The sequence below is a fragment of the Methanosarcina barkeri str. Wiesmoor genome (assembly GCF_000969985.1).
Lineage (GTDB): Archaea > Halobacteriota > Methanosarcinia > Methanosarcinales > Methanosarcinaceae > Methanosarcina > Methanosarcina barkeri_B.
Map to the genome: position 1 here is coordinate 3607794 of NZ_CP009526.1, position 14769 is coordinate 3622562.

At 38.0% G+C, this 14769-nt stretch carries 10 protein-coding genes; 6 read left to right on the forward strand and 4 right to left on the reverse strand.

The window, feature by feature from the left end:
• The first annotated feature begins 58 nt into the window (after positions 1 to 58).
• The 3 genes from MSBRW_RS14850 to MSBRW_RS22560 all read left to right on the forward strand — a co-directional run bounded on the left by MSBRW_RS14850 (position 59) and on the right by MSBRW_RS22560 (position 4584).
• Positions 59 to 1873, forward strand: coding sequence for a type II/IV secretion system ATPase subunit (locus MSBRW_RS14850; protein WP_011306947.1), 1815 nt, complete (start codon positions 59 to 61; stop codon positions 1871 to 1873).
• Positions 1870 to 3423, forward strand: coding sequence for an archaellar assembly protein FlaJ (gene flaJ, locus MSBRW_RS14855; RefSeq protein ID WP_011306946.1), 1554 nt, complete (start codon positions 1870 to 1872; stop codon positions 3421 to 3423). The genes MSBRW_RS14850 and flaJ overlap by 4 nt, the downstream gene beginning before the upstream one ends.
• A 612-nt stretch (positions 3424 to 4035) precedes the next feature.
• Complete coding sequence (locus MSBRW_RS22560) at positions 4036 to 4584, forward strand: hypothetical protein (RefSeq protein WP_155398320.1); 549 nt, start codon at positions 4036 to 4038, stop codon at positions 4582 to 4584.
• 211 nt (positions 4585 to 4795) lie between these two features.
• On the opposite strand, the gene MSBRW_RS14865 is transcribed toward MSBRW_RS22560, so the two are convergent.
• From MSBRW_RS14865 to MSBRW_RS14875, 3 genes are all read right to left on the reverse strand, one after another.
• Complete coding sequence (locus MSBRW_RS14865; protein WP_011306944.1) at positions 4796 to 4975, reverse strand: hypothetical protein; 180 nt, start codon at positions 4973 to 4975, stop codon at positions 4796 to 4798.
• Positions 4976 to 5251: 276 nt separating this feature from the next.
• Positions 5252 to 6484 (reverse strand): homoaconitase large subunit, encoded by a 1233-nt coding sequence (gene hacA, locus MSBRW_RS14870; RefSeq protein WP_268990318.1) that lies wholly within the window; start codon positions 6482 to 6484, stop codon positions 5252 to 5254.
• A gap of 339 nt (positions 6485 to 6823) precedes the next feature.
• Entirely contained in the window at positions 6824 to 7114 is a 291-nt protein-coding gene (locus MSBRW_RS14875) for a PAS domain-containing protein (RefSeq protein WP_048136572.1), read from the reverse strand.
• Positions 7115 to 8860: 1746 nt separating this feature from the next.
• Between MSBRW_RS14875 and MSBRW_RS14885 the strand changes: the two genes are divergently transcribed.
• On the forward strand, positions 8861 to 9280 hold the full coding sequence (locus MSBRW_RS14885) for a pyridoxamine 5'-phosphate oxidase family protein (RefSeq protein WP_011306942.1): 420 nt from the start codon (positions 8861 to 8863) through the stop codon (positions 9278 to 9280).
• 683 nt (positions 9281 to 9963) lie between these two features.
• Entirely contained in the window at positions 9964 to 10374 is a 411-nt protein-coding gene (locus tag MSBRW_RS14890) for a pyridoxamine 5'-phosphate oxidase family protein (protein ID WP_011306941.1), read from the forward strand.
• A gap of 113 nt (positions 10375 to 10487) precedes the next feature.
• Here MSBRW_RS14890 and MSBRW_RS14895 read toward each other — a convergent pair whose 3' ends face one another.
• A complete protein-coding gene (locus tag MSBRW_RS14895) occupies positions 10488 to 10748 on the reverse strand; it encodes a GNAT family N-acetyltransferase (protein ID WP_329957366.1) in 261 nt (86 codons plus the stop codon).
• 462 nt (positions 10749 to 11210) lie between these two features.
• On the opposite strand from MSBRW_RS14895, the gene MSBRW_RS23600 reads away from it, so the two are divergent.
• Entirely contained in the window at positions 11211 to 14474 is a 3264-nt protein-coding gene (locus tag MSBRW_RS23600; RefSeq protein ID WP_052728875.1) for a PKD domain-containing protein, read from the forward strand.
• Positions 14475 to 14769 lie beyond the last annotated feature (295 nt).

Consider the following 14769-nt stretch of genomic DNA (forward strand, 5'->3'; position numbering starts at 1 on the left):
AGGTAAAAAGCATTCAGAAACAGTGCTCTTAAGAAAGAAGCTCGAATGAGGATTTTAAATGGACGCTCTACCTTTTAACCCGCTGCCTGCACCGGTAAATGGAAAGCGCTCCAGAGAGGAGGTACGTTCAAGACTTCCTTTAGAATTACAGAACTTTGTGGGCAGGGAAGAGAATAGTCACATCCTTGATTATATCTGCAGGCTTCCTCTGGAACAAATCGAAATCCCGGAGTTCCATGTAAAGATCTCAAGAGCTATGAAATGTATCAAACACCCAAACCTCATTTACCCTATTGGAAAAGGACTTGCTGTTCACATTTATCCTGATAAAGAAGACATAAGAAATTACTATATCCCGATAGAACCCTGTCTTTTCCAAAATATGAACAGCACACTTGAAGCTGTAGAAAAGCTGCTTATCGACGTTATACACAATGAGGATGTTGATACTAAGGACCTGGAAGAAAAGAAAAAACTTCTGGAAAGAGCCCTTGAAAAGGTTTGCATTATAGAAGAACACGTAAACGAGAGTGCAGAAAAAAAAAGTAAAGGTCTTGAGTGGAATAAAACATTCAAGAAAGAGAAAAATGGCATATTTCGGCTCGGATTGATTGATAATTTAAAAGAAGCCGGTAAAGTCTTCAAAATGAAAAAATGGGAAAATATCCGGGTAACTCCTGAAGAATTTCAAGCTATTAAATATCTTATGATAAGGGACAAGATCGGAATGGGGATGCTCGAACCTCTGTTGCTGGACTCAAATATAGAAGATATAAGTTGCAGTGGGCTTGGGAGGGTTTTTGTCGAGCATAAGGTATTTTCTTCTCTTAAAACAGCAATTGAGTTTCAGGAGACTGAGGAACTTAACTCTTTTATTATACAGGTGTCCGAGAAGGTCGGAAAGCCAATCACATATCGAGATCCGATAGTCGATACAGCTCTTCCGGACGGGTCAAGGATTAATATCGTGTTCGGAGAAGATGTATCCAGAAGGGGGAGCAATTTTACCATTAGGAAATTTATGGAAACTCCTATTTCAATTCTAGAGCTTATCGACTTCGGGACAATTGACTACATAATGGCTGCATATATGTGGATGATGCTGAGGGCAGGGATGAACTGTTTTATTTCGGGGGAAACGGCCTCAGGAAAGACCACTATGATGAATGCAATGACTACTTTTCTCCTCCCTGAATCAAAAATAGTTTCTATTGAAGACACGCCGGAACTGCAGGTTCCCCATAAAAACTGGACCAGAGAGGTTACAAGGACAACAAGAGAGGATAGCGGATCTGATGTATCAATGTTTGACCTGTTAAAGGCTGCCCTTCGCCAGCGTCCTAATGAAATTATAATCGGAGAAATCCGTGGAGTGGAAGGCAGTATTGCTTTTCAGGCTATGCAAACAGGGCATCCTGTCATGTCTACTTTCCATGCCGCATCCGTCGAAAAACTCATTCAGAGGCTGACAGGAGACCCGATTAATGTTCCTAAGAACTATGTGGATAACCTGAATGTGGTTGTCATCCAGAGCACGGTAAATATCCCTGGAAAAGGGATGGGAAGGAGAGTCCTGAGCATAAACGAAATCGTAGGCTATGATTCTTTTAATCAGGCTTTCAATTTTATGGACATATTTAAGTGGGACCCTGCAACAGATACTTTCAAGTTTACAGGAAAAAATAATTCATATCTGCTGGAGCAAAAGATTGCTCCACGTATGGGAATTCCGGAAAACCAGGTACGAAAAATATATTCCGAACTTGAAAGAAAAGCAAAAATTCTCAAAAAGATCCATCAGGCAAAAATTACTAACTTCTACGATCTCTTCAATACGCTGATCCAGGTCGAGGAGGCCGGGTTAATATTATGAAACCTGAGGAAAAGCTTGCTTACCTGAAAGCTGAAGCTGAAAAGCATGGGTTCGAAGGCTACTTTAATCTTGCGCGGCAACTGAAGGACACGAAGGTTGTTGAAAGAGTCAATGATGATATGCTTTTCCTTCTTACTTATATGGCAGCGATTTCGACGGCTGATATTGAAAGAGACCGAATTTTCGATTATGCGGGCTCTCAGAAAGAGTACAAAGCTTCAAAATATTTCAGGCAGATTTATAACCTTGCATCAAAGTGGGGCTACGCATATGCAAAAGCCTGTAAATATATCTCTCAGCGATTGCAGGACGAGTACCTTTCAAAGCTTTTTGGGCGAATGTCAAATATTCTTTCCTCTGGAGAACCGGAAAAAAACTTTCTGAAGCAAGAAAAACTAACAAGGGAAGAAATATTTTCTAATGAATATGAAAGAAGTATCGAATCCCTGAAAAAATGGACTGATGGATATACTGCTCTGATGGTATCCGTAACCCTTGTTGTTACTATAATTCTTGTTTCAGTCATGATCTATAATATAACAAATATAGGAACGATTGCTTTTCTTGTTGTGTTACTAACTGTTTTTATCTGTGGGATTGCGCTTTTTATCATATATAAGGCCGCTCCTGCTGAAAAGAAGCTTCATACCCTGAGCAGGAGGTCAAAGGAACAGGAAATTATCAGGTTTTTGAGCCGGATTTTGCTTCCAGCTGGAGCAATTTCGGTAGCTGCTCTCATTCTAATAGGTACAGAACTCCAGTATACTTTGCTTGCAATAACTTTCTTTACGCTTCCGATAGGCTTCTTTGCGATGGTAGACGACCGGAATATCAATGAAAGGGATAGTAGTTTTCCTGCATTTGTGAAGACTCTGGGCACGCTTGCAGGAACAACAGGAATTACTATTCGAAGTGCAATGGAGGACCTTGATAAAGAAACTATAGGTGGCCTCAGGCCTGAGGTTGAAGAATTACATGCGTGGCTTTCTTTGGGACTTAAGTCGAAGCTTTGCTGGGAGAAATTCATAGGAGAAACAGGTTCTGAACTGATTAACAGATGCTCAAGGATCTTCACGGACGCAGTTGAGCTTGGAGGAGACCCGGCCGAAATAGGAGAAATAGTCTCATCTTCAAGTCTTGCTATTGTACTTCTCAGGATGAAAAGGCAGCTTGTCAGTTCCGGTTTCCGCGGCCTTGCCATAACTCTACATGCTGTTATGATCGGGCTTCTAATCTTTATAATCGAGATAATTTCCAAATTTAGCGGGCTCGTTTCTGGAATGAATGAGTCATATTCTTCGATTCAGGGAGGTGCTTCCGGAATGGGAATGAGCATTTTCAATGTTACTGAAAGCATACCGTTGCTTTATACATTTACCCTTTCCGTGGTGCTTATTTTAACAATTTCAAATACTCTTGTAGTAAAAATTGTCGAGGGTGGAGGAAACTGTAAGCTTTTTTTTTACGGAGGTTTAATGTCTGGAATTTCCGGGATCTGCATGATTCTTGTACCGCCGGTTGTATCAGGGGTATTTACATTTCAAATGTGATATATTGAAAAATGTGTAATGACTAAATATAAATTTTAACTAAATGTAAATTATAACTAAATATAAATTTTAACTAAATGTAAATTATAACTAAATATAAATTTTAACTAAATGTAAATTTTAACTAAATATAAATTTTAACTAAATATAAATTTTAACTAAATATAAATTTTAACTAAATGTAAATTACCTATAAGAGTTATTAAGAAATATTCAGGGTTGATGGGAGGTAACGGAATGAATGCATTAAAGGACTTGAGAATTCATGGGCTAAAAAATCTAAAGATCAATGGATTCAAATTTCTAAAAGTTAACGAATTAAAGCATTTGATACCTAAGCCTGGGGACCGAGATGACATAGAACTGGGGGATTTGATAAAAAGTAAAAAGGAGGTTGAGATCAAAATCCGAGAATTGTTTAAGGAAAAGAAAAATCTCGAATCTCGGATTGAACGGAAAGAACTTAGATCCCGGACTGATCAGCTTCAAGAAACCGAATACGAAGAAAAGAAAGAAATATCTGATTTTCCCTGGACAGAGGAAATCTTTCCTCCGCTTCGCAGAAATATGCATCATGAAGCGTCTGGACTTCTTAAAGTTGAAACTGAAGATTTGCAAAAAGAAGATGTTGGAATTTCAGAGAGGATAGATAGCCAAACAGGTAACAAAGTCAAAGACTCCGATAAATCTTTTGAATCTCACCTAAAAGAAACCGGTGAAATTGAAGAGGGCAATATAATAGAGATAGGGGTTAAAGAAGAAGTAAATTCTGCCTGTAAAAAAAATGATGTGGAAGGCGATGAAAAAGCCGATTTCGATGATATGAGAAAAAAAGCTGGAGAAACTGCTTTTCTGAAAAATACAGACAAACCAGAAACTGTCGAGGCTGCTTTAGAAGATAATGAAAAAGGAGAATGTAAAAGACTTACCTTAGAAAATAATGAAAAAGAAGATAAAACTCCTGAAAAGATAAAAACTGAAAGTGAAACCCCTGTGCCTGGCATTTTTGGAAATAGCCTGATTCACGAGTTGCTGGAAAGCGAGGACCTGTGTCCTGAGAAAGAGCAAAATTTCATGAAGTATATTGGAGAATCAAGTGCTTCAGAACTTAGTATAAATTTAAATAAAGTTAAAAAACTCCTTACCGAAGCAGGGCCCTGAAAGTTTGATTATTATATCAAAAACGAACATGAACTTCGTCAAATAAGAGGAATAAACAAATAAAGGCATTTGAAAGCACTTTTATGCCAGGAAAATCAAAAATAGTGACGGAAATCCCGCCACGCGAAAATCCTTCCACAGAGTTCTTAAAAGAATAGTTCTTAAGATGCAGCTTTAGAAGAAAGTTCTTAAGATTTTGCTCTTGTTTTTTTCACTGATGGAAAAGTCCTTCTTTTGCTTTATTAAGATGTTTATTTGCTTCCTCCATTTTACTAGCAGCTTCAAGGATATCTTCGGAAGCTTCAAGAAAACCATCTTTTTTGGCTCTCTGAGCCCATTCTTTGAAACTTTCAATGTGGCTTTCGTTATGCTCAATCCAGTGCTCAATCAAATGTGAGAGATTATCGTGACTAAGTTCTTCTGTAATAGTTTTCCCTCCTGTTCAAATTATATACGATTCATGGTATAAATGCCCGCTGGATATAATTATAATTTTTGTACAGAAACCTGGGAAGGACGGAAAATAGATATAAAGAGATAATGGGTGGAAGATCTGGAATAGAAAATAATTTGATAGGCAGAATAGTTTAAAATCCTGAGAGTTAAGGATAGGTTTCAAACGATTCTGCCTAATCACATCAAACTATTTGGCATTCAGTTCTCAGATTCAAACTGTCCTTGGATCCGTAATTTCTCCTGCCAATGCCGAGGCTGCTGCGGTTGCAGGGGATGCCAGGTAGATAAAACCACTTTTTCCCATCCTGCCCTTGAAGTTTCGGTTTGCGGTTGAAAGGCAAACTTCTCCTTCACCGAGCACTCCCTGGTGAGCGCCAAGACAGGGCCCGCAGCCAGGGGTTGCAAGCGTAATGCCTGCTTTGAGCAGAATTTCCATCGTTCCGTTTTCAATTGCTGCAAGGAGAGTCGTGCGAGATGCAGGAATTACAATAGTCCTGACTGCAACCTTTTTTCCTTTAAGGATTGCTGCTGCGACCTCGAGGTCTTCAAGTCTGCCATTTGTGCACGTCCCTATGAAAACCTGGTCTATGTGGGTACCTTCAACTTCTCCCACAGGTTTTACGTTGTCAACCTGATGCGGACAGGCTACCTGAGGCTCGATATCTTCAGCAGAGTAAACGGGTTCTTTTACATAGACTGCATCCTGATCGGCATAAACCGGATCATAAGGAGCAGCCGCCCGATTTTTCAGGAAGGCAAAGGTTTTTTCGTCCGGTGGCACAATTCCGGTTTTTGCTCCCATTTCGATTGCCATGTTGCAGAGTGTCATTCTGCCGGAAACCGATAATTCGGAGATAGCCTGTCCGTAAAACTCTACAGCCTTATAGGTGGCACCGTCAATTCCGGTCTTCCCAATAAGGTAAAGGGTCAGATCTTTTGCATAAACCCCTTTTCCAAGCCTTCCTTCTACCGTGAACCTGAAACTCTCAGGAACCTTAAACCAGAGCTTACCTGTGGCAAAAATTTCAGCCATGTCGGTAGCTCCTACACCTGTGGCAAAAGCTCCGAAAGCCCCATAGGTGCAGGAATGCGAATCAGCGCCCACAACCAGTTTTCCAGGCAGTGCGAATCCATTTTCGGGGAGTACTTGATGACAGATTCCTTCTCCAAGCTCGTAAAAATTCGGAATTCCTTGTTCTTTTACCCATTCCCGGATTTCCTTTTGCAAAGTAGCTGATATCTCATTATTTGCAGGCGCGATGTGGTCGAAAGGAATTACAATCCTTGAGGGGTCCCAGACCTTCTTCATTTCCATTTCCTTAAAAGCATTAACTGCAAGTACTGAGGTGCCGTCATGCGCCATTGCATAATCAACATCTGCAAGGACAAAATCGTTTGCCTTTGCCTCTGCTCCCGTTGCCCGGGAAAATATTTTTTCACTAATTGTTCCCAAAAGTAAGTCTCCTGTTTGATAATCAAGTGATAATGAAATATGAGGTATTCAGATTCCTGAACTCAATATAAAGAAATAACTGTACATATCTGACATATTAAGAATAGAATCCCAATATTACAAATATAAATTATACTAAATCTTTTCAGTCTATTGAAGCTGGTTTATATAGGTTTTCTACAAAGCAAAATAAACTACTCTCTATTTAATTAAATGTAGCGCTGATGCCGATGCGTGATTATTCTTTTCTACTACAGTGAATCTAATAATGAACTCTGTCCCATTTTCCATTTTCTCCGTTTTTATGGAACTTGATTTGGATTTCTCCGTTCAAAAACTTACCATCTTTATCAAAAAGATATTTGGAATTTGTATGCGTCCACAAAGGGGAGCCGTCTTTACATATAAATTCAATTTCAAGGTTCTCATTGATGTTTTTTCCTTTTTGCCTAAAACATGTTTGATGATAACCTTATTTTCATCACTGATAAAATCCCACATCGGCCTAACAATGAGTTCGTCTGAACTGAAACCAAACATATCTTTAATCTGCTTATTGACGAAAGTAATTTTTTCTTCAGCATCAATTGTTTCCGGGATGTTCCGAGAGATTATTTTCAACACTAAATCTTTGATAGAAGAAAGTAGTTCTACTCCGATTTTCGTGCCTCACTCATGAAGTAAGGGCTCACCCGCTTCATTTGAGTAAAGAACAGTACCATCCTTATCGACACTAAGCACAGGATTTGGATTATTTGCTAGAAGTTTTTCAATTTTTGATTTCATATTCCCTTTCAGGCTCCTGTTTATGATGGTTACATGCCTACTGTCGAGAATTCATTTACGTTAAAGTGTCTACTGCAACTATATAAATATATAATATTGTTTAAATATAATACATTCAACTTAACTTTGAATTGAGATTATATTTATTACAAGAACCTTTTAAATGTGATATTTACCTGCTTAGATAGATGCAATTAGCATATATGTACACAGTGTCAGTTTTTTGTAATACAAGGAATAAGTGTACTTCGTTAAGATCTGTTTTAGAAAGAGTTGTTAATTGATATATTAAAGTAAATGAAGTAGCAGTAAAAATAATATTTTCATTAAATTAAAGATTATTTTAGAATCTATATTCTTTAAAAGTGTTTGTAGGTAGTACAATTGCACCAAGTGAGCTTCGGACATTAAAAAGACTTGCTGCAATTGAGTGAATTTTAGGGCTTGATGATTACGGACTAGATGAAACAGTAGCTTCTGCATTTCCACAAAGGATCAAGAGTATTGAAGATAAATTGAATAATTCAAAAATTATTTTTAACATCCTGTAGAGCTTGAGATCCAGCCGACAACCAGGACTGAAAAACGGGCTGTCTTGTTCATAGGTCATGCAAAGGAAACAGAAAAAACTATCTAACAGCCTGTGAAATTCTCAATTTCTTAAAATGAAAATTACCGGAAAAACTGCAAAATTAAAGAGAATGTCCAGAATATAAGGAAAGTAAAACAGATGTACTGAAAAAAGATGCGGCAATGTATCCAAATGGGTTTCTGAGTAAAAAGAGAGCAGGAGCACCAGGATGTAAGGCTTGTTTTAGGATCGTAACCTATTGTAATCGGGTTACATATGATTGAGAGTATTATCTATAAATAAAATTTGTTGGAATTATATCAAAAATAAACTCAAGCTGAGATTTTTGTTAATTGTATGTAACTAAGTTACAATCGGGTATGACTTTTTAACCTGAAATATAATATCAAAAAATTTTTAAATATTCTTAATAGATACATAAATATGAACAATGATACTATATATTCCAGTTCTAGTGTAATTTCAACTGCTCATGTTGTAACAATATATGGAATACCTGTAATATATATTGAAATTATAATAATCTTATTATTGATCAGTATATTATATTTATTTTATAGAATTAAGAGAAAGTAATATTTTTATCAGCATATGGGTATAATATATTTACTAGCTAGAAATGCACTTTTACTAACTCTGTATCTAATCAATATATTTTTTAAAAATGAGTCCAGAACTATAATTGCTCTTCCAGTATAGTATTGGGTTGAGGACAGCTACTCATATCTTATTGATTCTCAGAATGATTTTTAATTTAGTTGGGGTAAAAATTTCAAATGAATATTCAGCTATCAAAAAATTCCCCCGTGAATTCAGAATTGAATTTTCATTCTTCAGGCGAAGTTTTAAAAATATTTACGACTCATATTTATTGCAGCTTGCATAGCTAATAAAGTTCTTTTCCTGGAATATTTCAGGATAAAGCTGCTTTCTAATTCAATTTTTCAGGAGAAGGGCGAGAAAATAAGTTTATTGATAGGGGATTTAATATGACGTCAAAATTGATGGACTATTTTAACAAGCAACCGAGAATTGGGGTTCTCAGCACAGCAAGTAAAGACGGAAAGGTAGATTCGGCTGTTTTCGGCTCACCTCAAATGATTGATGAAAAGACCGTTGTAGTTGCAACAGGTAAGAACCGCACGTTCTCAAACCTTCAGGAAAACCCTTATGCAATGTTCCTGATAATGGAACCTGGAGCAGATATTATGGCATGGAAAGGGATCAGGGTTTATCTGAAGTTGAAGGAATCTGCAACATCGGGGGAGATGCTTGATATGATCAAAAGCCAGATCGCAAAAATGGCTGGTGAGGAAGCGGCAAAGATGATATACGCAACTGCCACCTTCGAGATCATTGAGCTGAGACCTCTCGTTGATATGGGACAGGGCTGGGAGAAATCAATCTGAGTTTTTAAAGTTATGGAAACAAAATTAGGAAATCAAAGTCAAATAGGAAATCAAAGTCAAAGTTGTGGTGGCGCACCCGGCTGTAAGTAGGGTGCTGCGCCACTGCTCCGGTTACGATGGCTATTCAAAATCAAGAATTTTTATATCCGATATTTTTCTTTTTTCCAATCACTATCTTTTCCAAATATACAAGTTCAACTTCTCTGCCCAGCGGTTCCCGCCTGAACTCCTGATACCCCAGTTTATGATTAAGAACTGGCATCTATCACGTGCTTGAGAACAATTGAAAATATTCATGTCAGGTAGAAGGACTCGTTTTGTATTCAACGTCTTTCATTCTTTACTCCTGAGTAACATTTACTTTAACAACTGGAACCACAATCAGCATAAAAGAAATATATTTTATATTCTTTTCTTTTATATTTGTAAATTTGTTTCTATTGAATGCCTTTAGCTTATTTTTCATGGGTTTTAGTCATATTCTCATTCATAGATTATCGAAATTCTCCGTGGTATACAGGTTAGCAGATTAAAAAGTTTTAAGCATACTTAAGACGATTATTATTAAAGCCTGCTGATTAATTATAGTTCTTTTCATGACAGTATTTTGTGACCAAGCAGTTTCGCAAACTCAACTCTGAAAGGAAAGAGCGCTAAAACAGGCTATTAGAGGAGGTTTAGATATGACGTCAAAATTGATGGACTACTTTAACAAGCAACCGAGAATTGGGGTTCTCAGCACATCGAGTAAAGACGGAAAGGTAGATTCAGCTATTTTCGGCTCACCCAATATGATCGATGAAAAGACCGTTGTAGTTGCAACAGGTAAGAACCGCACGTTTTCAAACCTTCAGGAAAACCCTTACGCGATATACATGATAATGGAACAAGATACGGAATGGAAAGGAATCAGGGTTTATATGAAGATGAAGGAATCTGCAACGTCGGGGGAAATGCTTGATACGATTAAAAGCCATATCGCAAAGATGGCCGGGGAGGAGGTTGCGCAGATGATGTATGCAACGGTTATCTTCGAGATCATTGAGCTGAGACCTCTCGTTGATATGGGACAGGGCTGGGAGAAATCGATCTGAGTATTCAAAGTTGTGGAAATCAGAATAAAAAAATGAAAATCAAAGTTGTGGTGGCGCACCCGGCTGTAAGTAGGGTGCTGCGCCACTGCTCCGGTTACGATGGCTATTCAAAATCAAGAATTTTTATATCCGATATTTTTCTTTTTTCCAATCACTATCTTTTCGACATATACAAGTTCAACTTTGCTGCCCAGCGGTTTCCGCCTGAGCTCTTGATACCCCCGTTTATGATAAAGGTGAAAATTTCTGATGCTATTCGATCCGGTGAAGAGTTCAAATCGAGCTAGATCCCGATACATAAGCTCAACCTCTGTCATCAAACGAGTGCCTATCCCCAGATTCTGCCATTTAGGGTGCACAATCAGCTTGCCTATACATTACTCCATATTTTGTATGGGCAGTGTGATTGTCTCGAAGGCAATTTGGCAGCCGTGATCAAGATTACATTTGAGCCTTCGATGGCAATCACTGGTTAGTTTTTTGACGGCTTCAAGAACCGAAATAAGTACAACCTTTCTGCCCAAGATAATATGGAGTTAAAAGGTAAAAAGGTAGGATAAGAGTACTTTCATTTTTTGTGCATTTTATTCGAAGAATTTCATGTGCGTTTTTTAAATCAAAGTTATTAAATTGTTTACATAAAACGGTAAACTTTTATTTTAACAGATATAATTCATATCAATAATTAAAAGAAAGAAATCTATATGTTTATACCAGTTTGTATATAATTATATATATTTAATTTATATTCCTAAAAATTCAATTTTTATTGACTTTTATTCTATTTTATTATCTAAATTAAACTTAAAAACGCCCAGATAAATAGTGGTGATTTATTGAAAGTTGAAGAACACAATGGGCTAATTATCTTAGTAGTGTCGTCCTTAGTATTTTGTGCAGCAACCATACCAGTTCAAGCTGCACAGAGTGATGTTGTAGAATCTCCTACTGCTAATTTCTTTGCTTTCTCTACTTCTGGTAACGTACCATTTGATGCAGCATTTATGGATACAAGTAAGGGAAATCCTACTGAATGGTACTGGGAATTTGGAGATGGGGGTACTTCGACCCAGCGAGACCCAGATCATACATATTCAGAGCCAGGAAGCTATACTGTAATACTTACAGCAAGTAATGATGCAGGCAGTGATGTGGCAACAAAAGCTGGTTATATTATAGTGAAAGGGTCTACAACGAATACAGAATCCACAACAGATACAGAATTCACAAAGAATATAGAATCCACAGAGAATACAGCACAAGAACCTGTTGCTAAATTTTCTGCAACTCCTAAGTCCGGAAATACACCTCTAACAGTAGAGTTTACTGACAAAAGCACAGAAACACCTACTGACTGGTATTGGACTTTTGGAGACGGATATACTTCTACTCAGCAAAATCCAGAGCACACATATTCTGAAGTAGGAAGTTATACAGTAACACTTACGGCAACTAATGATGCTGGTAGTGATAAGAAAACAAAAGCCGGTTACATAAAAGTAGAGGAGTCTGCAACAGATACGGATAAACCCGTTGCTGATTTCTTCGCTTCCGTTACTTCTGGTAATGCACCATTTACTGCAGTATTTATGGATGGTAGTGTAGGAAACCCTACTGATTGGTACTGGGACTTTGGAGATGGAGCTACTTCGAGTCAACGGGATCCAACACATACCTACTCAGAGCCAGGAAGCTATACTGTAATACTTACAGCAAGTAATGATGCAGGCAGTGATGTGGCAACAAAAGCTGGTTATATTATAGTGAAAGGGTCTACAACGAATACAGAATCCACAACAGATACAGAATTCACAAAGAATATAGAATCCACAGAGAATACAGCACAAGAACCTGTTGCTAAATTTTCTGCAACTCCTAAGTCCGGAAATACACCTCTAACAGTAGAGTTTACTGACAAAAGCACAGAAACACCTACTGACTGGTATTGGACTTTTGGAGACGGATATACTTCTACTCAGCAAAATCCAGAGCACACATATTTTGAAGTAGGAAGTTATACAGTAACACTTACGGCAACTAATGATGCTGGTAGTGATAAGAAAACAAAAGCCGGTTACATAAAAGTAGAGGAGTCTGCAACAGATACGGATAAACCCGTTGCTGATTTCTTCGCTTCCGTTACTTCTGGTAATGCACCATTTACTGCAGTATTTATGGATGGTAGTGTAGGAAACCCTACTGATTGGTACTGGGACTTTGGAGATGGAGCTACTTCGAGTCAACGGGATCCAACACATACCTACTCAGAACCAGGAAGCTATACAGTAACACTTACGGCAAGTAATGATGCAGGCAGTGACAAGAAAACAAAAACAGACTATATCACAGTAACAGAATCCACAACGAATACAGAATCCAAAACCAATACAGAAATAAGTGCAAGCAAAGTTGTTTCATTATATTATCTTCAACTTGCTGCAACTTCCGACCCCGAAAGAAGTCAAGGCGGAACAACTCAGGGAGCTGTTGAGTCTGTGAAGATTGTTGAAGCCGCTTTGGCTGAAGAAGGATTGCTTAGTGATAAGTATGCATACGACGGAAGCTATGGTACCGCTACTCTCAAAGCGTATAAGACATGGCAGAAGTCTATTGGTTCTGCGGAGAAGTATTGTGACGGGATACCAGGAAAGAAAGACTTGACCAAGCTTGGTAACAAGTATGGATTTACAGTGGATACTTCTACAATTTCATACTCTGATATTTCTGATTCCGAAGCAGATGCGAACCTTAATGTCCCTGTTGCTAAGTTTTCTGGAACTCCTAAATCAGGAAATACACCTCTAACAGTAGAGTTTACTGACGAAAGCATAGAAACGCCTACTGATTGGTATTGGACTTTTGGAGATGGATATACTTCGACCCAGCAAAATCCAGAACACACATATTCTGAAGCAGGAAGATATACAGTAACACTTACGGCAACTAATGATGCTGGTAGTGACAAAGTAACAAAAACTGGTTGTATAAAGGTAAAGGAACCCACAAAGGATACAGAAATAAGCGCAAGCACAAGTGTTTCATTGAGTTATCTTCAAGTAGCAGCTGAATCTGATCCCGCAAGATCTCAGGGTAAAACTACTCCTGGAGCTACTGATTCTGTGAAGATTGTTGAAGCCGCTTTGGTTGAGGAAGGATACCTCGATGATGCCTATGCATATGACGGGGCCTATGGATCCGCTACAATCAACGCTTATAAACAATGGCAGGAGTCTCTTGGTTCCCCAGCAAAATATTGTGACGGAATACCAGGAAAGAAAGACTTGACCAAGCTTGGTAATAAGTATGGATTTACAGTGGACACCTCTACAGTCGCAGACTCTTATCTATTTGACTCAGAAGAAGATACTACAAAACTTGATGTTCCTGTTCTTGATGTTCCTGTTGCTGATTTTTCTGCATCTACAACCTACGGTGATGCACCTCTAAAAGTCAGATTTAATGACGAAAGTACAGGTTCACCGACTAAATGGAAGTGGACTTTTGGAGACGGCTCATCTTCAGAAGACACGGATCCAAGGCATACTTATTCTAATCCAGGAAAATATACAGTTACATTAAAGGCAATCAACGAGGCAGGTAGTGATACAGAAAAGAAATCCGAGTATATAACAGTAACAGGATCGACAGCAAGCGCAGCAAAAATTGATACATGTGTCTATGTAACTACAACAATTGGAACAGTCTACAAAATTACAAAGGCTGGGACAAACACTATACGACTTACATATTATGATTCTTCTACTGCTGAGGACTATTTGTCTGAAAATAAAGGGGCAACCGCCGCTGCCAAGGAAATCGTGGATTGTGCTGCGGCTTGGAACATGAAGCGGAATAGGGACATTGAGAGTATCATAAATCAAATAAAATCTACTGTAACTTATCAGTGTCTGAGTAGAATGACTCTGACTCAGCAGTACCCTTCTGATACCACATCTCTGAGTATAGATATACATCTGGATGAGAGTAATTGGAAGTGGCTATATACGAGTGAAGCGGAGAATTTAAAGAAAATAAAAGATTTTCATGTTCAACAAATCTTTTCGAATTATGTTCAACCAATCCTTTCGAAATTTGAGTAATGCATATTGAAAAGTCACAATAGGTCTGTAATATCAGAGTCTCTGTTCCAGTTTTGCATATTGAGCTTATCCCAAAACTCAAAATTGATCTACCAAAGATTGAGTTCTGAATAATCAATAGAGTTTCTGATCATGAAAAATAGTTCTGAAACTTTGCTTATTTGAGAATAATATTGTTTTTGGGATGAGCTCATTGCATATTGTAAAAGTTATGAAGGTAATCACTTTTCGGATAGGCTCTAAGTCACCAAAGACCCCCAAAAAGTAAAAAAGTGACAGACTCAGTTTAAATCCA

What these genes read in the sequence shown, in the direction of transcription:
- MSBRW_RS14850 (WP_011306947.1), top strand. Translation starts at nt 59, where the DNA reads ATGGACGCTCTACCTTTTAACCCGCTGCCTGCACCGGTAAATGGAAAG.
- flaJ (WP_011306946.1), top strand. Translation starts at nt 1,870, where the DNA reads ATGAAACCTGAGGAAAAGCTTGCTTACCTGAAAGCTGAAGCTGAAAAG.
- MSBRW_RS14885 (WP_011306942.1), top strand. Translation starts at nt 8,861, where the DNA reads ATGACGTCAAAATTGATGGACTATTTTAACAAGCAACCGAGAATTGGG.
- MSBRW_RS14890 (WP_011306941.1), top strand. Translation starts at nt 9,964, where the DNA reads ATGACGTCAAAATTGATGGACTACTTTAACAAGCAACCGAGAATTGGG.